The 19024-nt window shown below is 67.1% G+C and carries 18 protein-coding genes; 13 read left to right on the plus strand and 5 right to left on the minus strand.

Features of this window, described 5'->3' with window-relative positions:
• Positions 1–85: 85 nt before the first annotated feature.
• The 3 genes from R2733_16130 to R2733_16140 all read left to right on the plus strand — a co-directional run bounded on the left by R2733_16130 (position 86) and on the right by R2733_16140 (position 2452).
• Complete coding sequence (locus tag R2733_16130; GenBank protein ID MEZ5378037.1) at positions 86–541, plus strand: pyridoxamine 5'-phosphate oxidase family protein; 456 nt, start codon at positions 86–88, stop codon at positions 539–541.
• A 203-nt stretch (positions 542–744) separates the two neighbouring features.
• Positions 745–1227, plus strand: coding sequence for a cation:proton antiporter regulatory subunit (locus R2733_16135; GenBank protein MEZ5378038.1), 483 nt, complete (start codon positions 745–747; stop codon positions 1225–1227).
• A gap of 28 nt (positions 1228–1255) precedes the next feature.
• Positions 1256–2452, plus strand: coding sequence for a cation:proton antiporter (locus tag R2733_16140; GenBank protein MEZ5378039.1), 1197 nt, complete (start codon positions 1256–1258; stop codon positions 2450–2452).
• On the opposite strand, the gene R2733_16145 is transcribed toward R2733_16140, so the two are convergent.
• The gene (locus R2733_16145) at positions 2439–3353 is read right to left on the minus strand and encodes a ribokinase (GenBank protein ID MEZ5378040.1); all 915 of its coding nucleotides are present in this window, start codon (positions 3351–3353) and stop codon (positions 2439–2441) included. The genes R2733_16140 and R2733_16145 overlap by 14 nt on opposite strands.
• Before the next feature lie 183 nt (positions 3354–3536).
• Between R2733_16145 and R2733_16150 the strand changes: the two genes are divergently transcribed.
• Positions 3537–4253, plus strand: coding sequence for a hypothetical protein (locus R2733_16150; GenBank protein MEZ5378041.1), 717 nt, complete (start codon positions 3537–3539; stop codon positions 4251–4253).
• A 4-nt stretch (positions 4254–4257) separates the two neighbouring features.
• Here R2733_16150 and R2733_16155 read toward each other — a convergent pair whose 3' ends face one another.
• Positions 4258–5235 (minus strand): glycoside hydrolase family 16 protein, encoded by a 978-nt coding sequence (locus R2733_16155; GenBank protein ID MEZ5378042.1) that lies wholly within the window; start codon positions 5233–5235, stop codon positions 4258–4260.
• 80 nt (positions 5236–5315) lie between these two features.
• Here R2733_16155 and R2733_16160 point away from each other — a divergent pair, with 80 nt between their 5' ends.
• On the plus strand, positions 5316–6152 hold the full coding sequence (locus R2733_16160; GenBank protein ID MEZ5378043.1) for an alpha/beta hydrolase: 837 nt from the start codon (positions 5316–5318) through the stop codon (positions 6150–6152).
• Here R2733_16160 and R2733_16165 read toward each other — a convergent pair.
• The 3 genes from R2733_16165 to R2733_16175 are packed head-to-tail and all read right to left on the minus strand — an operon-like array spanning position 6134 to position 9780.
• On the minus strand, positions 6134–7447 hold the full coding sequence (locus tag R2733_16165) for a glutamine synthetase family protein (protein ID MEZ5378044.1): 1314 nt from the start codon (positions 7445–7447) through the stop codon (positions 6134–6136). The two genes, R2733_16160 and R2733_16165, sit on opposite strands and share 19 nt — an antisense overlap.
• Positions 7448–7504: 57 nt before the next feature.
• Positions 7505–8575: a hypothetical protein gene (locus R2733_16170; protein MEZ5378045.1), complete on the minus strand. Its 1071-nt coding sequence runs from the start codon at positions 8573–8575 to the stop codon at positions 7505–7507.
• Positions 8572–9780, minus strand: a complete 1209-nt coding sequence (locus R2733_16175; protein ID MEZ5378046.1) for an acyl-CoA dehydrogenase family protein — start codon at positions 9778–9780, stop codon at positions 8572–8574. The genes R2733_16170 and R2733_16175 overlap by 4 nt, the downstream gene beginning before the upstream one ends.
• A 116-nt stretch (positions 9781–9896) precedes the next feature.
• Here R2733_16175 and R2733_16180 point away from each other — a divergent pair, with 116 nt between their 5' ends.
• From R2733_16180 to R2733_16215, 8 genes are all read left to right on the plus strand, one after another.
• Entirely contained in the window at positions 9897–10661 is a 765-nt protein-coding gene (locus R2733_16180; GenBank protein ID MEZ5378047.1) for a gamma-glutamyl-gamma-aminobutyrate hydrolase family protein, read from the plus strand.
• Positions 10654–11385: a gamma-glutamyl-gamma-aminobutyrate hydrolase family protein gene (locus R2733_16185; GenBank protein ID MEZ5378048.1), complete on the plus strand. Its 732-nt coding sequence runs from the start codon at positions 10654–10656 to the stop codon at positions 11383–11385. The genes R2733_16180 and R2733_16185 overlap by 8 nt, the downstream gene beginning before the upstream one ends.
• 74 nt (positions 11386–11459) lie before the next feature.
• Positions 11460–12728 (plus strand): cytochrome P450, encoded by a 1269-nt coding sequence (locus tag R2733_16190; GenBank protein ID MEZ5378049.1) that lies wholly within the window; start codon positions 11460–11462, stop codon positions 12726–12728.
• Positions 12729–12914: 186 nt separating this feature from the next.
• Positions 12915–14195 carry an ABC transporter substrate-binding protein gene (locus tag R2733_16195; protein ID MEZ5378050.1) on the plus strand — a complete coding sequence of 427 codons (1281 nt, stop codon included), beginning with the start codon at positions 12915–12917 and terminating at the stop codon, positions 14193–14195.
• Between the two features lie 3 nt (positions 14196–14198).
• On the plus strand, positions 14199–14900 hold the full coding sequence (locus tag R2733_16200) for an ABC transporter ATP-binding protein (protein ID MEZ5378051.1): 702 nt from the start codon (positions 14199–14201) through the stop codon (positions 14898–14900).
• Between the two features lie 16 nt (positions 14901–14916).
• Positions 14917–15804, plus strand: coding sequence for a branched-chain amino acid ABC transporter permease (locus R2733_16205; GenBank protein MEZ5378052.1), 888 nt, complete (start codon positions 14917–14919; stop codon positions 15802–15804).
• 1 nt (position 15805) lies between these two features.
• The gene (locus R2733_16210; protein MEZ5378053.1) at positions 15806–17668 is read left to right on the plus strand and encodes a branched-chain amino acid ABC transporter ATP-binding protein/permease; all 1863 of its coding nucleotides are present in this window, start codon (positions 15806–15808) and stop codon (positions 17666–17668) included.
• Between the two features lie 15 nt (positions 17669–17683).
• Positions 17684–19024, plus strand: a complete 1341-nt coding sequence (locus R2733_16215) for a glutamine synthetase family protein (GenBank protein MEZ5378054.1) — start codon at positions 17684–17686, stop codon at positions 19022–19024.

A 19024-nucleotide genomic window follows, 5' to 3' on the forward strand; every position in this document is an offset into this window, starting at 1 on the left:
TCTTTCGTTCGGACCTTGGACTCTGGCACCCACTCGCCATGTCAGGTTCACTTCGGGAGAACCCAAGCGAGAGCGAGGAGTTGCCATGCAAGAGGGCAGTGGGGAGATCGACACCGATTCGATCAACACCGTGGCGATCGACATCGTCAATCGGATGGGCGTGATCGACGAGGCGACCTGCCTCGAGCTGATCACGTCGACGCCGATCGGTCGTGTGGGATTCATGAGCGACGGCGCACCGTTGGTGCTGCCGGTCAACTTCGCCTGGCACGAAGGAGCGGTGGTGTTCCGCACCCTCGAGGGGGTGAAGATGGCGGCGGCCGCCGAAGGCCAGGCCGTGTGCTTCGAGGTCGACCAGTGGGACGCACAGACGAAGACGGGCTGGAGCGTGGTGGTCCGTGGCCAGGCCGCCGAAGTGACCGGCTGGGCCGAGATCGAGCAACTCGAGAACATCGGACTCACCCCATGGTCTCGGGAGAAGTGGCGCAGACTGTGGGTGAAGATCGTGCCAACCGAGATCAGCGGGCGAGTGCTGCGCTGAGGCGGTTGTCGCTGAGATCGGCACGTGGTTCCTTCTTCCGAGATGATGCGATCATCGTCTCGGAGCGACCCCCCGGTCACCAGGGCCGAAGGCCCTGAAACGGCGCTGGCCCGAAGTTCTGCGAAACGGTTGCCAGTTCGAAGGACTGCGGTGAGCACCGCCCGACCGGCCGCGGACCGCCGGTTCCTGCCAGACTCCTCGTCATGAGCGAGGTGCGTGAAACCAGGTTGCCCGGGGTCGGGGTCCGACACGAGTTCGACACCGAGGCCGGTGATCGGGTCGGGGTGGTGGTCCACCGTGACGGACGGCGTGAGATCGTCACCTACGACCGTGTCGACCCCGACGCGTGCTCGTCCTTGCTCGTGCTGTCGAGCAGCGACACTCGCACGATGGCGGATCTCCTCGGTGCCAGCCAGGTCACCGAGGCCGTGACGGCGATGCGACACGACATCAAGGGTCTGTCGATCGAGTGGATCGAGGTGTTGGCGTCCTCGCCTGCGGCCGGGATCTCGATCGGGCAAGGCCAGTATCGGGCCCGCACGGGTGCTTCGATCGTCGCCGTCCTGCGCGACGACCAGACCGTTCCTGCTCCCGAACCCGACTTCGTGCTCGAGGCTCGCGACGTCGCCGTGGCCGTCGGGACGAGCGACGGGCTGGCGGCGCTGCGGGCGCTGCTTGCTCGATGACGCCGGGCGCTCACTGGGAGCTGGTTCCGTGATCGTTGCCGCCGGGAGCGCCGAGGCCGCCCTTGCGTTCGTCGAGATCGGCGCCACGGCACTCGGTCTGGCCGTCTTGGCTCGCCTGGCCGAACGGCTCGGGATCACCGCCGTACCGCTGTACCTCCTCGCCGGTCTGGCGCTCGGTGAAGGTGGACTCGTCCAACTCGACGTGAGCGAATCGTTCATTTCGCTCGTCGCCGAGATCGGTGTGCTCTTGCTGCTCTTCACCCTGGGGTTGGAGTACTCCGATGTCGAGCTTCGCGAGGGTTTGCGAACGGGAATCGGCACCGGGATCGTCGACATGTTGGCCAACGCGCTCCCCGGTGTCGCCCTCGGACTGCTGCTCGGCTGGTCACCGCTCGCGGCGGCGTTGCTCGGCGGTGCCACCTGGGTCAGCTCGTCGGGTGTGGTCTCGAAGGTGCTCGTCGACCTGGGGCGGATCGGCTATCGGGAGACACCCGCCGTCCTGAACGTATTGGTGATCGAGGACCTGGCAATGGCGGTGTACCTGCCGGTGGTGGCGGCGCTGATCGTTGGCGGCACGCTGCTGGCGACGCTCACGAGCGTGGCGGTCGCCCTGCTCGTGGTGACGGTGTTCCTGCTCGCTGCCCTGCGATACGGGAAGTGGTTGAGCGATGCGCTGATCGGCGGAAGCGACGAATCGTTGCTGCTTGCGGTGTTCGGCGTCACGCTGCTCATTGCCGGCGTCGCCCAGCAGCTGGAGGTATCCGGCGCGATCGGGGCGTTCCTGGTCGGGCTCGCGCTGTCGGGCAAGGCCGAGGAGCGCGCCATGGGCTTGATCTCGCCGCTTCGTGATCTGTTCGCCGCCATCTTCTTCCTGTTCTTCTCCTTCCAGGTCGACCCGGCCGATCTGGTCGGCGCGGCACTGCCGGCCATCGGGCTCGTGATCGTGACCGGCGCCACCAAGATGCTCACCGGCTGGGTTGCGGCCGGGCGGATCGGCGCGGGACGCAAGGGCAAGCTCCGTGCCGGGGCAACGCTCATCGCTCGAGGTGAGTTCTCGATCGTCATTGCTGCGCTCGGCGCCGGACTCGCCGACGGACCGGAGCTCGGTGCCCTCGTGGCCGGCTATGTGCTGCTCTCGGCGATCGCCGGCCCGCTCGCCGCCAAGTTCGTGGACCGGACGCCACGGTCGGGTGCGGCCTCCGCTCTCGCAGTCACGCGCGCCTGAGGTACTCGTCGACGTCGTGCCGATGGGGGAGCGACGGCACCGCTCCCGCTGTGGTGGTGGCGAGGGCCCCGGCAGCGGTGGCGTAGCGGATGGCCTCGTCGAGCGGGAGCCCGGCGGCGACTTCAGCGCACAGGTTGCCGCAGAACGCGTCGCCCGCGCCCGTGGTGTCGACCGGGGTCACGACGAACGCGTCGTGGTGGTGCGTCGTGCCGTGCGTGAACCACGTGACCCCGTTGCTTCCCTCGGTGACGATGAGCCGCTCGATGCCGAGCCGTTCCACCTCTTCGGCTCCGCCCAGGAGCTCGAGTTCGTGCTCGTTGGGCACGACGAGGTCACAGCGGGCGACGAGCGCCGGCATCAGTTGCGCTGCGGGTGCCGGGTTCAGCACCGTGATGCTGCCGATCGCTCTCGCCGAAGCGAAGCCTCGGGCGACTGCGGACTGCGGAACCTCCAGTTGGGCAAGCGTGACCCGACCGTAGGGAAGCGGCGAGTCGTCACCGAGCGCGTCGTCCTCCCAGGCGTTGGCGCCGGGGACGACCACGATCACGTTCTCGGCGTCGTCGTCGACCGTGATGAGTGCCCGGCCGGTCGGCACGCCCGGCACGGTCTCGAGCCAACGATCGTCGATGCCCTCGGCCCTCACGACCTGACGGAGGAACACGCCCGCATCGTCGTCGCCCACCGCGCCGACCAGCGCCACCGATGCGCCGGCCCGTGACGCGGCGACTGCCTGGTTGAGCCCCTTGCCCCCGGCGACCTGGGTGAAGCTCGAACCGATCACGGTTTCACCCGGTCGAGGGAGCCGCGGAGTGCGAGCGACGAGGTCGACGTTCAGGCTCCCGAGCACCACGACATCGAACTCGATCGCGGCTCGGTCCGATGGCAGTGACGGGTCGACCATGGCGCCAGACCGTAGCGGGTCGCCACCAGCGCGGACCGCGCAACGCGAGCGCCGAGTGAAGGCTCGTTCGACCCGAAACCACCTGTTCACGGACGATTTGCCGGCCGTGTTGGGATGTTCGACGTCGCCGGTGCACAATCGTGCAACCGTTGTGGGCAGAAAGAGGCGCGTGTGGACTCCCTGGTGAAGCGAAGCTTCCTGATCCGTCGAGCGGCCGTCGTGGCCATCGGAGGTGTCGGCCTCTCCGCGATGCTTGTCGGCCCCGCCGGTGCCGAGCCGCTGATCACGGTCAACGTCGACAACGTGGCCTACGGCGAAGAGGGCGACCTCATCCCGGTTGGTTCGGCCGCCGTGCCGGCCGACGCCATCGGCCAGACCTGCTTGATCAAGGCTGAATCGATCAACCAGGAGTCGGTTCACCCCGACAACAACCTGATCATCGTCTCCGGCGATCAGACCTTCGTGATCCCCGACGTCGAGGGCGAGGCCGACCTTTTCGTCCAGTCCGAGGAGTTCGAAGAGATCGCCCCGGAGATCTCGGTCTTCATGGAGCTCGGCCCTGACGGCGTCACGAGTGGCGGGTTCGTCATCACGGTCGACTGCACCGTCGAGCCGCCGACCACCACCACGACGGCTCCGCCCACGACCACCGCCCCGCCGACCACCGGGGAACTCGATCCCGAGGGCGGCGGCGAGATCATCGACCCGACCACCACCACGGCCCCGGATCCCGCGGGTCCGGTGGCGACCCAGGCGCCGTCCACCACGGCCCCACCGCCGGCCGGCCCGACCCTGCCGGTCACCGGGTCCACCATCGGTATCTTCGCCTTCTCCGGCCTGTGGCTGCTGGCGGCGGGCGTGTTCCTCCAGCGAACGGCCGCCACGCGGCTGAGCCGCTGAGCAATTACCGCTGGTAGACCCGGATCCAGTCGATCTCGTAGGTCGCGGGGAAGCTGGTCGAGTCGTCGGGGAGACCGGCGGCACCGCCCCCGACCGCCAGATTGAGCTTGAGATAGAACGGCTGGTCGAACGGTGCCGGCGCGGGACCGACCGTCGACGGCCACGCGTCGACCCGGTGATACTCGACGTCGTCGACGAACCAGACGATCCGATCGGGCTCCCACACCACGGCGAACGTGTGGAAGTCGTCGTTGAAGCCGGTGCCGTGGGGCAGGAAGTATTCGCGGTTGGCGAGTTCGTGGCCTTTCGGTCCCATCCAGTGCAAGGATCCGACCACCCGGTCGTCGGCGTGGCCGAGCGCTTCGACGATGTCGAGTTCCCCGCTGCGGGGCCAGGCGCCGTACACACTGTCGGTCGGGCTGAGCCACGCCGCAGGCCAGAGGCCGCTGCCGGAAGGGAATCGGGCTCGAACCTCGAACCGTCCGTAGGTCCAGTCGGCGAGGCCGGATGAACGGACCATGCCCGAGGTGTAGTTCCGCGCCTCGTTGCGAGGACAGACGGTGGGCGTGTCAGTGGCGATCAGGCGAAGCAGGCCGTCGTTCACCACGACGTTCGACGCTTGGTAGCACTGGAGCTCGCCGTTGCCGTGGCCATAGGTCGAGTGTTCGACGCTCCACTTCGAGGCGTCGAACACCTCGAACTCATCCGACCACACGAGCCGCCAACCGTCGGGTGGGCCGGAGGTCGTTGTCGGCTCCGGCGTCGACGACCTCGTGGTTTCGGCGAGCGGGACCGAGGTCGGCGGGCGGACCAGGCTGGAGGTCGTGGCCGTCGTCGCTGGTGGTGGGGCGGTCGAGGGAGCCGACGGCGCAGGGCCCGGCTCGATGGCCGAGACCACCGTGGGGCCGCCGGCGGCGAGCGCGGCGATGGTGCCGGCGGCTGCCAACACTGCGAACGCGCCATATGCAAGGCCTTGTCCCATACCCGCCAACTCGTCGATTCCGCCAGGAAACTTCGAGTGTAGGAAACCGATCTCCACCGGTGATGAGTCATCATCAACGCATGACGTTCGTCGATGATGAGTCCAAGGGCCTGGCCTGGCGCCAGACCGGTGACCCGGCCAACCCGGCGGTGCTGTTCCTCCACGGTCTCGGAGGAAGCCGTACTGCCTGGGACACCGTGCTGAGCGAGTTGAGCGATCGCTGGTTCTGCGTGGCGTGGGACCTTCCCGGCTACGGTCGGTCCGAGCCGATCGAGCCGCTCTCGTTCGCTGCGATCGCCGATGCCGCTGCTCGGCTGCTCGACCTCCTCACGATCGATCGAGTCGTCGTCGTCGGGCTGTCATTCGGGGGCCAGCAGGCACAGCACCTTGCGCTCGGGCACCCCGATCGGGTCGAGGCGCTCATCCTGGCGGACACCAGCGCCGTCTTCGGTGCCGACGGCACCGATGTCGAGGAGTGGAAGCGGCTTCGTCTCGACCCCCTCGATCGCGGCGTGACGCCGGCGATGATGGCCGAAGCGGTCATCGACGCCATCACGGCCGCAGGCTTCGACGGCAGCGAGCGGGAGCGGGCCATCGAGGCGTTCGGCCGCATCCCGAGTGCCGGACTGCGCGCCGCCGTCGAGTGCCTGCCGACGCACGACACTCGCGACCGCCTGGCCGACATCGTGGCGCCGACCCTCGTGATCGTGGGAGAACTCGACACCGAGACGCCGCGTGCGTACAGCGAGTTCCTGGCCGACTCGATTCCGGACACCCGGTTGATGGTGCTCCCGGGCGTCGGCCACCTCACGCCTAGCGAAGCTCCGAAGGCGTTCGCCGCTGCCGTGCGCGACTTCCTCCAGTCGCTCGACGGTAGTGCCGACGCTCGTCGGCGGGATCAGTGGAACGGCAGGTAGGTGTCGAGCTCCCACGGCGTCACGTCGTCGAGCTTGGTCTCCCAATCGGGCGTTGCCGCGACATAGCTGTCCCACTCGTGCCGCTTGATACCGACGAAATTGTCGACCAACGCTTGACCGATGGCGGTGCTCAGCTCGGTGTCGGCCTCGAGCGCGTCGAGGCCTGCCGACATCGAATCGGGAACGTGGCGCTCGGTGTTGATCGACTCGAAGCCGTCGCCGGTCTCGGGTTCGGGACACGGCAGATCGTTGGTGACGCCGAGCAACGCGGCCTGGAGTACGGCGGCCGTTGCGATGTAGGGATTGGCGGTGCCGCCGCCGGTGCGCTGCTCGATCCGGGTGGCCGATCCCCGGTGAGGAGGAATGCGAACCGCCGCCACACGATGGTCGTAGCCCCAGTTGGCCCAATAGCCGGCAAGCCCGCCCGGTCGGAGACGCTTGTGTGAGTTCACGGTCGGGGCGAGGAGTGCCGACATCCCCTCGTGATGGGCGAGCAGTCCGGCGATGCACTGGCGGGCGAGGTTCGACAGGCCGTCGTGGGTCGAGGTGTCGACGAAGGCGTTGTTGCCGTCGTCGTCGGTCATCGAGAAGTTGATGTGGACGCCCGAGCCGCTCTTGTCGGTGATCGGTTTGTCGATGAACGTGAGCAGCAGGCCGTGGGCCAGCGCCGTTTCCCGGGCCAACTCCTTGAACAGGAAGATGTTGTCGATGGCTTCGAGCGCGTTGCCGTATTCGAGTGTGAGCTCGAACTGGGGGAAGTCGAACTCGGAGTTGAACGTCTCGACCGGGAGGTTGCTGGCTTCGGCGGCGAGCATCAACTCGTCGATCAGTCCGGTCGGATCCGTGAAGGGGCCGGTGCCGTAGACGAACGCCGACGGCGTGTTGAAGGGCTGCCAGCCGCCGTTGCCGTCGGGCTCCATGATGTAGGCCTCGAGCTCGATGCCGACCTTCGCGGTGTAGCCGAGGGCCTTCCAGTCGGCGATGGCCTTGCGCAGAGCGGTGCGGGCGGCGACGGGATAGAGCGCCCCGTCCTTGGTGAGGTCGGTGACGAGGACGCCGGTTCCCGGCTCCCATCCGGCGCGAGCGTCGCCGATGTCGTAGCGGGCGTCGACATCAGGGAAGCCGGTCGGATCCATCCCGCACTCGACCTCGTAGATCTCACGGTCGTAGCCCAGCAGGAAGGTGCCCACGCAGAAGGCGGTCCCACGATCGGCGACACGAGCCGGGAGGTACTTGCCGCGGGCGAGGCCGAGGTGGTCGGGCCAGAGCACCCGATAGCGAGCGAAGTTGGTCATGGTGGGTCCCCTTGATGCTGGTTGGTGGGTGTCGGCCCGGACGACGAGCAAACGACGTCAGACGAGCGGTGGCTGGAGTCGGCCGGTGTCGACCACGGTGTGGCGTCCCTCGGGTCCGTCGAGCACCACGGTGCATGATCGCATGGGCAGATCGAAGTGTCCTCGGCAGAAGCGGCCTGCCACCTCGTTGGCACCGGTGCTGTAGAGGAAGTTGCCGGCGAACGCGCGAGCTTCGGTGCCGTTGATCTGTGAGCGATCGAACATCGAGAGGGTGTCCCAACGGGCGGCGGGGTTCATTCCCCAGCCGACATGGCTCGTGGCATAGGCGTCGCGCTCGCCGAAGGACCCGAGGTAGCTGGCGAACAGCTCGGCATCGAAGGGCGCGTCGGGGTCGACCGGGCTGATGTCGTCGATGTAGTCGTCGACGATCGAGAGCCGAATGGGGGAGCGGACGTACTCACGGAAGGTCAGGTTGATGTCGCCAGGAGCCAGGACAACGGTGCCGTTGACCGAGCCGGCAGCGGGAAAGGCCAACACGAGCCCGCCGGGCCAGTGGGCGATGTCGCCGGGTTCGGTGGTGTAGCCGCTCGATCCGGCGCGGAACGCGCCGTCGAGAGCAACGGTCAGGTCGGTACCGGCGGCCGAGGTGACGTGCATCGTGGTGGCGGCCTCGAGAATGGCCTTGCCGGTTGCCACCTTCGGGGCGAGCGCCGGGTCGAGTGGGAGGCGTTCGTAGTTCTCCGGGTGTTCGTTGGAGATCATGAGGATGCGGGTGCCGCCGCTCAGGATCTGGCCGAGTTCGGGCGCATGGAGCAGGCCCTCGACGGTGCAGTCGACCACGAAGTCGGCATCGGCCATGGCGGCGATCGCGCTGCGGTGACCGGCAATGGCCACCGATGCGCCGGTGCTTCGGATCGGAACGGGTCCAGGATTGGCCGGTGTCGGCATGACGATCTGCATCGTCGACGTGCCCGCCCGCTCGAGTGCGAGGCGTGCCGTCTCGACCAACTCCGGTCGTGAACGGGTCTCACTCAACAAGATCGTGGTCTCGTCGGACCGAAGGCCGCAGGCCTCGAACTGTTGCCCGAAGCGCTCGATCCACTGCCATTGGGTGAGTGGTGTGCTCACGAGTGCACCGCAGCGTGACCGGCCTTGGTGTCGGCGGCGTCGGGATCGCCGACGAGTGCGTACTGGCCGAGGCGGTCGAGGCAGACTTCCACGCTCCACGGGAGCATGGTGGCTCCGCAGCGGGCGTCGCGGAACAGCCGCTCGAGGGGGAGAGGGCGGAGCAGGGAGCGTCCGCCGCACGCCCGCATCGCCATCGAGGCGATCTCCGGTGCGCCCTCCATCGTCGTGACCATGGCCGCCCAGGCTCGGTGGATCTGCTCGCGTGTCGGACAGGCGCCGGCTTCTTCGAGGACACGGTACGTGAGCGCCTGCGCCTGCTGATGCCGCAGGTTCATCTGTGCCCAGAGTGCCTGCTTCTGCGGGTGCTCGGCCCGGGCAGAGCTGGTGCCGTCGCCCCGCAGATAGTCACGGGTGAAGTCGATCGTTGCCTGCATGATGCCGAGGTAGGCGAACGACAGGGTCATGTAGAAGTAGGGGAACTGCTCGGCCATCTGATCGAACATGCCCGGAGGGAGCCACTCGTTGGCAGCCGGCACGAAGACGTCGTCGAAGATCAGCGTCTTGGACACCGTGCCGCGCATGCCGAGCGGATCCCAGTCGCCGACGATCGACAGACCCTCGGCATCACCGGGAATGCCCATGAAGCGAACCCGGTCGTCGCCGGGCACCACCACGATCGCGTTGTGCATGCCTGCGGCTTCCGACAGCGAGGCGAAGATCTTGCGACCGTTGACGCGGTAGCCACCCTCGACCGGGGTGGCGGTGGTGGCGATGCCGGTGGTGGCACCGGCGCTGAGGCCCTCGGAGAACGGCTGAGCGTGGATGGTCCCGTTCTCGCAGATGTCGGCGAACATGACGCTGCGCTTGTCGTCGAGCCAGGCCCGGTCGTCGGGGCTGAGCTCGAGTGCGTCGGCAATGGGTCCGGTGAGGAGGCAGGTGGCGGTGTGCATGTTGAACGTGAGGGCGGTCGAGCCACAGTGACGGCCGAGTTCTTCCGACACCAGGGCGTAGGTGGCGAAGTCGGCGCCGAGTCCGCCGAAACGTTCGGGGATGCAGAGCTTGAGGAAGCCGGCAGCGGCGAGGTCGTCGAAGTTCTCGTAGGGGAACGACGCATCCCGGTCGTAGTCGCTTGCCCGTCGCTCGAACACCGGCCCGAGCTCGGCCATCTTGGCCACCAGTTCCAGCTGTCGGCTCGTCTTGATCATGGCGCTCCCTGCATCGAACAACCCGCTGCCCGACATCGCAAGGTAGCACTTCCGAGCAGGATCGTTTGGGGTCAAACGTTGCCACGAGACCAGGGTTGGGCCCTACGCTCGCTGCGATGCGAGCGCTGATCATCGTCCACGACCCCGGCTCCCAGACGACGCTCGTCGGTGAACGCCTGGTGCAGCACGGCATCGAGCTCGTCGATCTCGAGATTGCCACCTTCGACGACCCCTCGAGCGACGTGCCGTTCCCCGACCCGACCGACTTCGATCTGATCGTCCCCATGGGTGCGATCTGGTCGGTGTACGACGAGGCCACGATCGGTACGTGGATCGGTCGTGAGCTCGAGTTCCTGCGAGCCGCCGACGCGGCCGGGGTGCCCGTCTTCGGGATCTGCTTCGGTTTCCAGGCATTGGCCTCCGCCCACGGCGGGCGGACGATTCCTGCCGACACGCCGCAGGTCGGCTGGTGTTCGATCGAGTCGAGCGTCCCCGACGTGATCGCCGAGGGGCCGTGGATGGAATGGCACTACGACCGCAGTGATCCTCCGGCCGACGCCGAGATCCTCGCCCGCGATGCCACCTGTGTGCAGGCCTTCCGCCTCCGGTCGAACCTCGGCGTGCAGTTCCATCCGGAGGTCGACCTCGACCACGTCGAACGCTGGCTCCACGGTGGCGGTCACGAGCTGATGACCAACGAGGGCCGATCGGTCGAGGAGCTTCTGGCCGACACCGCAGCCCATTGGCCGTCGGCGAAGGCCAAGACCTTCCGGCTCGTCGACTGGTTCCTCACCGAGTTCGTGGGGCTGACCGATCTCGACACGAGCGACCTCGACCCCCAACGCCCGATCACCTCGTCGAAGGACGACCGCCATGTCTGACACCGCACTCGACTCCATGCCGCTCATCGGCTTGCCCGGTCGTCGCCGCAAGGTGGCGACGATGGCTGGCTTCCCCGACAACCTCGGACACCTCGACGTCGACCTCTACTTCGCTGACTACGCCCGGGCCGTCCTGCGAGCCGGCGGGTTGCCGGTGCACCTGCCGATCGATGCCGACCCTCGTTCCTACCTCGGCTCACTCGATGGGATCGTGCTCACCGGTGGTGCGGATGTCGACCCGGATCGCTACGGCCACGAGAACACCGCCAGCGACACCGAACCACAGCGTGACGCCTTCGAGTTCGCCCTGCTCGAAGGGGCCGTCGAACTCGACGTGCCGGTACTCGGCATCTGTCGGGGGCTCCAGCTCCTCAACGTCTTCGCCGGAGGAACGCTCCACCAGAGCGTCCCCGAACACGCCCGCTACGACGTGCCGACCAACGACCGGAGTCACTCGGTGAGCTTCGAGGCGGATACCCGCATCGGTGCGATGTATGGCGCGTCGTTCGACACCAATTCCCTGCACCACCAGACCATCGATCAGCTGGGCGACGGGCTCACGCTGGCGGGGCGGGCCGGCGACGGCACGATCGAGGCCATCGAGCTCGACGGTCGCGACGTGATCGCCGTGCAGTGGCACCCGGAGATGCTCGACGGCGACGAGCCCGTCTGGGCGTGGCTGGTGGAGCGCGCTCGGTCTCGGCGGTCTGGGAATCGGCGCTAGGTCCCCGCCGGTCGTGTGACCCCTGACACGATCACGGTCGACAACCGTTTGGGTCCAAACTACTATCGGCGCTCATGCCCGGGGAATCCACGTCGATCGATCTGACCGCTCACGACACCTACCTCGACGGCGTTCCCCACGAGGAGTTCAAGCGGCTCCGGGCCGAGGATCCGGTCAGTTGGATCGACGAGACGGACGGCTCCGGTTTCTGGGCGATCACCAAGTACCGCGACATCATCGACGTCAGCCGCGATGTCGAAACCTTCACCTCCACCCAGGGCATCCGACTCGAAGAGATGACCCCCGAGGAGACCGAGGCCCGTCGCACGATCATGGAGCACGACCCACCGTCGCACACCCGACTGCGGCGGCTCGTCAGTCGAGGCTTCACCCGGCGCACGGTCGAGTCCTACGAGGACCAGATCCGCGAGCTGGCAGCCGAGGTCTGCGACGAGGCCGTGGCGAAGGGCTCGTTCGACTTCGTCGAAGACGTCGCCAAGCAGTTGCCGATGCGGATGCTCGGTCGCCTGATGGGAACGCCCGACGAAGACGGCCCGATGCTGGTCGAGCTGGGCGACTCGCTGCTCGGCAACACCGACCCCGACTTCACCGACTTCGTCGTCGACCAGGCCGACACCGACGAGTACCGGATGATGCCCTTCCGTTCGCCGTCGGGCTACGCCTTGTTCGACTACGCCCGACAGATCTCGGCGCTGCGTCGTTCGGATCCCACCGAGGACCTCATCACTCAGCTCCTGGCGACCACCACCGACGGCTCGCAGCTGACCGAGCACGAGTTCAACAACTTCTTCACCTTGCTGGTGGCGGCCGGCAACGACACGACCCGCTACTCGATGGCGGGCAGCATGAAGGCGTTGCTCGATCGGCCCGAGCTGATCCGTCGGCTCCAGGGGGCCTCCACCGACGAGTGGAACCTCGCCATCGACGAACTGTTGCGGTGGACCACCGTCACCATGCACTTCCGGCGCACCGCCACACGCGACGTCGAGATGCGGGGCCGCAAGATTCGGGCCGGCGACAAGGTCGTCACCTACTTCATCTCCGGCGACTACGACGAGGAGCAGTTCGACAACCCGTACGAACTCGACCTGCGTCGCGACCCCAACGACCACATGGCGTTCGGCCGGGGCGGTCCGCACCTTTGTCTCGGTGCCTGGCTGGCTCGCATGGAGCTACGGGTCACGTTGCAGGAATTCCTCAAGCGCATCGAGTCCATCGAACAGACGGGCCCCCAGGCCTACCTGCGGTCGAACTTCGTCACCGGTATCAAGCGACTGCCCGTTTCGGTGGTCGCGAACGAGTCCGTCATGGGTGCCGGGTGAGCCGGATCGGCGACCGGTCAGGATTCGCTCAGACAGAGGCCATGAGACTTTTGCGATTGTCCTAGTGTGTTTCAATTCGTGGGCCGGGCATCGTGTCCCGGCTCGCATCGATGCCGCAGCTTCGGCTCGAGTGTCGAGCATCGGGTCCGGCGTGACCCACCCGCCAATAAGGGAGAGAACCAAGAAATGACCTCGAAGAAACTCATGGCCCTGCTGATGGGCCTGGCGCTCGTCGCCGCAGCGTGCGGCGGCAGCGGAAGCGATGCGGCAAGCGACGGCGGCACGAGCGCCGGCGACGGCGGCTCGTCCTCCAGCGACGGCGCCGACACCGTTGGCACGGCGGGAACGCCGGCGATCGACATCGACGCCGTCCTCGACGCCGACCTCGACAACTGCGCCGAGGCGCCCACCGGGGAGCCGATCAAGGTCGGTATGGCCCTCGACTTCGGTGACGTGTCGGGCTTCGCCGACATCCCCGGCAGCGAAGCCGTGAACTTCCTGGTCGAGCTGATCAACTGCTCGGGCGGCTACAACGGATCGCCGATCGAGACCTCGGTGCAAGACATCCAGGGCGATCCCGAGGTCACCGCTCGGGCCACGCAGGACCTGGTCGACTTCGGCTCCCACTTCATGATCGGCCCGCCGTTCGCCGACTTCGGCCAGCCGGTGCTGCAGGTCACCGGGGGCAAGATCCCGGTCTTCTTCGCGGCTTCCACCGAGCCCAGCCTCCCTGACGTCGCTGCGAACTCGTTCCTCGTCACCTTCGACGACACCGGTCAGGCGACGGCTGCCGCTGAATACGCGCTCGAACAGGGCTTCAAGCGGGCCATCACCTTCTCGAGCCCCGGTCCGTACTTCGGGTACAACCCCGAGATCTTCACCGAGGTCTTCACCGCCGGTGGTGGTGAGGTCGTCATCGACCAGACCTACGTGCCGGTCGACGACGTCGATTTCTCGGCGCAGGTCAACGCCGTGGCCGAGGTGGCCGACGGCACCGAGGTCGTCTACTCGGCGATGCTCGGCTTCCAGCTGACGGCGCTGCGCGGCCAGCTCGAGGGCCAGGGTCTCGATGCCCTCACCTACATGAGCACCGACGCCTTCGAGGCCACCGGTGGTCTGGCCGAGCAGAACATCGACGGCATCGTTCACACCACCCACGCCTTCGTCGAGCCGGGCGGACGCATCGATCGACTGCTCACGGCCTACGAAGCGGCGAAGGGCACCCCGATCGAGTCCGGCTCGTTCGCCGGTCTCTACGCCGATTCGCTCCTGCTCGGTCTGCAGGGCATGGCCGACTGCGGTTGCACCGATCCCGAGCAGATCGGGGCGGCGGTTGCGCAGATCGGCAGCTTCGATGGCTTCACCGGCGAGATGAGCTACGCCGGCACCAACGGCATCCCGGTCAAGCCGGTCTCGATCCACAAGGTCGTCGGCACCGAGGACACCCTCGCCGCTTCCTGGGGTTGATACGTGCTCGAGATCGAGAATGTCACCACCAAGTACGGCTCGATCTCGGCCCTTCGTGATGTCAGCCTGACCGTCGGGTCCGGTGAGGTCGTCGGCCTCATCGGCCCCAACGGCGCAGGCAAGACCACCTTGCTCGGCTCCATTGCCGGGCTGCTCAAGCCGTCGGCGGGAAGCGTTCGCTTCGAGGGGCGCGACGTCACCGGCTCGTCTCCCGATCAGATGCTGCGCAGCGGGATCGCGCTGGTCCCCGAGCACCGCCGCATCTTCACCGATCTCACCGTCGTCGAGAACCTCAAGATCGGCGGTGTCACCGTCTCGGCGGCGGAGCGCTCCTCGCTCATGGAGGAGATGGTCGAGCTGTTCCCGGTCCTTGCCGACAAGTGGCACACCTCGGCCGGCTACCTCTCGGGTGGCGAGGCCCAGCAGCTCGCCATCGCTCGAGCGCTGATGTCGAAGCCACGGCTGCTCATGATGGACGAGCCGTCGCTCGGTCTGGCGCCGATCCTGATCGATGTCGTGTTCGACCTGATCGTCAAGCTTCGGGATCAGGGCCGCACGCTGCTCGTCGTCGAGCAGAACGCTTCTCGCATGCTGGGGGTGTCCGACCGGGCCTACGTGCTGCGCAGCGGGGCACTCGTCGCCCAGGGCACCGGCGCCGAGTTGTTGGCCCGTGACGATCTGTTCGACACGTTCGTCGGCAACTGAGGGAACAGGGACTGCGTTGAACCAGTTGATCCAGAATCTCGTCGACGGCCTGGGGCGGGGCAGCATCTATGCGCTCCTGGCGCTCGGCATCGCCGTCATCTTCGGCGTCATGCACCTCGTCAACTTCGCCCACGGCGAACTGATCACGGTGAGCGGATACGTGACGTACTTCCTCTTCACCCGTGGCGTGTCGTGGTACCTGATCGCGCCGGCCGTGGTGCTGACCGCCATCGTGGTCTCGGTGATCATCGAGCAAGTGGCGTTCCGCTGGGTTCGAGGCGCGCCCGACTTCACCATGTTGCTCACCTCGTTCGGCGTGCACTTCGTCGTCGAGGCCATCTTCCTCATGTACGTCTCGGCCTCGGTCAAGAGCTTCGACCGCACGGGCTGGATCGCCGACACGTTCAGCGTCGGGTCGGTGTCGATCGAAGTCTTCGACATGCTGGTGATCGTCGTCACGCTGGTGGTGCTCGGACTCACCGCCGCCTTCCTCCAGCGGACGATGTTCGGACTCTCGCTACGGGCGGCGGCCGAGGACTTCGACACCGCCCGTCTGATGGGTGTGAAGTCGAACCGGGTGATCCGTGGGGCATTCGTTCTGAGCGGTCTGCTCGCCGGGATCGCCGGCGTGTTCTGGCTGATGCGGGCGGGCGCCACCAGCCCGGGTGCCGGCACCACCCCGATGTTGAAGGGCGTCCTTGCCGCACTCATCGGTGGTCTGGGGTCGCTGAAGGGTGCCGTGATCGGTGGCTTCGTCCTCGGGCTGGCCGAGGTGCTCCTTCGCTCGAACCTGCCCGGCAGCGTGGCCAGCCTCACCGACGGTGTGGTCTTCGCCCTGATCGCCCTGCTCTTCATCTTCCGACCGCAGGGGTTGATCACCGTCAGCCACGCCGAGAGGGTCTGACGTGTTCCGACTCACCGGTCGCGACATCACCTTCCCGCTCGGCGGGGCGTTCGCCCAGTTCGCCATCCTGGTCGGCGGTGGCCTGCTCTACACCGCCCTCGTCGGCGGGTCGGCCGAGCACCTGGTCTCCGCCATGTTGATCGATGCCGTCATGGTGATCGGGCTGCAGGTCTACATCGGCAACACGGGTGTGTTGTCCTTCGGCCACATCGGATTCGGCGCCATCGCCGGCTATGCGTTCGCCGTGTTGGCCATCGCCCCGCAACGCAAGGGCACCGTGATCCGCAACGCCCCGTGGGGCCTCGACGAGGTCCAACTCAGCCCCACGATGGCGGGCGCGGTCGCCGTTGCCGTCACCGTGGTGGTCGCCGTGATCATCGGGTTCGGTCTCGCCCGCTCCGGAGCGCAGTCCGGGGCGGTGTCGGCCACCGTGATCACGCTGGCCCTGCTGTTCGTCACCCACGAGCTCGCCATCAACTGGACCGACCTGACCGGCGGCGACCGGGCCGGCCTTTCCTTCAGCGTCGGGCGGACCCTCGAGAGCCGCTGGCCGATCTACCTCGCGCTCCTGCTGTCGTTGATCGTCGCTCGGCTCTTCGCCCAGAGTCGCTCGGGCCGGCTGGCCAAGGCGTCGCGGGAAGACGACCTGGCAGCCCGAGCCATGGGTGTCGACCCCCAGGTGCAGCAGATGGTGGCGTTGCTGCTGTCAGTGGCGATCGTCGCCGTCGCCGCCTGCCTGCGGGTCTACTCGATCGGCAACATCACGCCGAAGTTCTTCTTCTTCGAATACACGCTCCTCACCCTGGTGATGCTGATCGTCGGGGGCCGCAAGGGTCTGTCGGGGGCGCTGCTCGGTGTCGTCGTCATCACCGCCGGACGCGAGCTCACTCGCCGCCTCGGCACCGATGGCCAGACCTTCTTCGGGATCGGCCTCGACGGATCCATCGCCGACGTGATCTTCCGCGAAGGTCTCAGCGACATCTTCCTGGGCCTCGCCATGCTGGGGTTCATGATCCTGCGCCCCGAGGGTCTGCTCGACGACTGGGAGCTCGACCAATGGCTGTATCGGCGCTTCGGCCATGGGAACGAGGACCGCCCCGACCCACTCCCCGAAACCGATCGCACCGAGCCCGGCGTGCTGACCGCCACCGATGTGTCGGTGTCGTTCGGCGGTTTCCAGGCGCTGTCGTCGGCGAGCCTCGAAGCCGACAGCGGGGAGATCGTCGGCCTCATCGGTCCGAACGGTGCCGGCAAGACCACGCTGGTCAACGTCATCACCGGGATGGTGCCGCCGACCGATGGTCACGTCGTGCTCGACGGCGCCGACCTCACCGGTGCCAAGCCGCACGTGCTCGCTCGCTCCGGCATCGTCCGTACGTTCCAGAACCTGCGCCTGTTCTCGTCACTCACCGTGCGGGAGAACGTCGAGGTCGCCGCTCGAGTCGCCGAGGTGCATCGCAGCGACCGAGTCCGCCCACCCATCGATGCCCTGATCGCCGAGGCCGGGCTGTGGGAACACCGTGACCGACGGGCGAGCGAGCTCGACTACGGCAACTCTCGTCGCCTCGAACTGGCGCGAGCTGCGGCGATGAGCCCCAAGTTCCTCCTGCTCGACGAGCCGACCAGCGGCATGAGCGACTCGGAGTCCAACGAGATGATCGAGCAGGTCCGCCACATGGCGGCCACCATCGGCGCCGGCGTCCTCGTCATCGATCACGATCTCAACTTCATCACCGGCATCAGCGACCGGATCTACGCCCTCGACCAGGGTCGCGTGATCGCCGTCGGCACGCCGGATGAGATCCAGGCGAACCCGATCGTGCAATCGGCCTACCTTGGGTCGGCGGCCACCACCTCGAACTGATCGACAGGAGACAACATGGAAGAGATGTCGCTCGAGCACCTGGCGTCGCTGGCAGCGTCCGGTGCCATCCACACCGTCGAGGTCGCAGCGCCCGATACCCAGGGGCATCTCCGAGGCAAGCGAGTGCCGATCGCCCGGTTCCTCGCCACGGTCGCATCGTCGGGAGTGAACATCGCCGATGCGATGTTCGTGTTCGACATCGAGAACGATCTCCCCGAGAACGAATTCGTCAACATGGACTCGGGCTATCTCGACTGCAAGCTGATGCCCGACCTCGTCACCACGCGGGTCTTCACCCACCGGCCCGGCTATGCGATCGTGTTCTCCGAGGCTGTCGACCACACCGGTGCTCGCCACCCGCTGGCCCCGCGTGGCGTGCTCGCCACACAGATCGAACGGTGTGATGCCCTCGGGATCGATCCGTTCGTCGCCACCGAACTCGAGTTCTATCTGTGCACTCCCGACTGGGAGCCGGCGATGTCCGACATCCAGTACAGCTCGCTCACGCAGCGCCTCGACCTCGAAGACGTCTTGCACGACATGCGCAACGCGGTGGCGGGTGCCGGCATCGAGGTCGAGTCGTCGAACCTGGAGTACGGGCCGGGTCAGGTCGAGATCAACACCGGGCCGGCTGACGCCATGACCATGGCCGACTCCACCGTGCTGTTCAAGAGCATTGTGAAGCAGGTGGCCTACGCCCACGGCCTGCGGGCCACGTTCATGCCGAAACCTTGGGCCGACCAGTCCGGCTCGGGCATGCACATCCACACCAGCCTCAAGGCGAACGGCGGAAACGCGTTCGCCGACAGCCAGCACCTGCCGAACGAACTCATGTCGCAATGGTTGGCCGGCCAGCTCGAACACGCGTCCGCGCTGGCCGTGCTCGGTGCCTCCACCGTCAACGGGCCACGCCGGGTGCGGCCCTACACGTTCTGTCCGACCCACATCCATTGGGGGCTCGACAACCGGACGGTCATGGCGCGCTGCATCGTCGAGCCGGGCTCGGCCGCCAACCGGGTCGAGTACCGATCGGCCGGCGCCGACGCCAATCCCTACCTCATGATCGCCGGGCTCTTGGCCGCAGGCTGCGACGGCATCGAACGCAAGCTCGAACTCGGTCCCGCCAGTAGCGGCGACATGTACACCGATCCCGGCGACTGCACGCCGCTCCCCACCGACCTCTCGGCCTCGCTCGCTGCGTTCCAGGGCAGCGCGCTCGCCGGCCAGCTCGGCGACACATTCGCCCGGAGCTTTGCCTCGATCGTCACCCACGAGATCGCACTCGGCAGCGAACACGGTGGCGATGGCGACGACATCAACGACTGGGAACGGGCTCGCTACCTGGAGCACAGCTGA

The organism is Acidimicrobiales bacterium, assembly GCA_041394265.1.
GTDB lineage: Bacteria > Actinomycetota > Acidimicrobiia > Acidimicrobiales > SZUA-35 > JBBQUN01.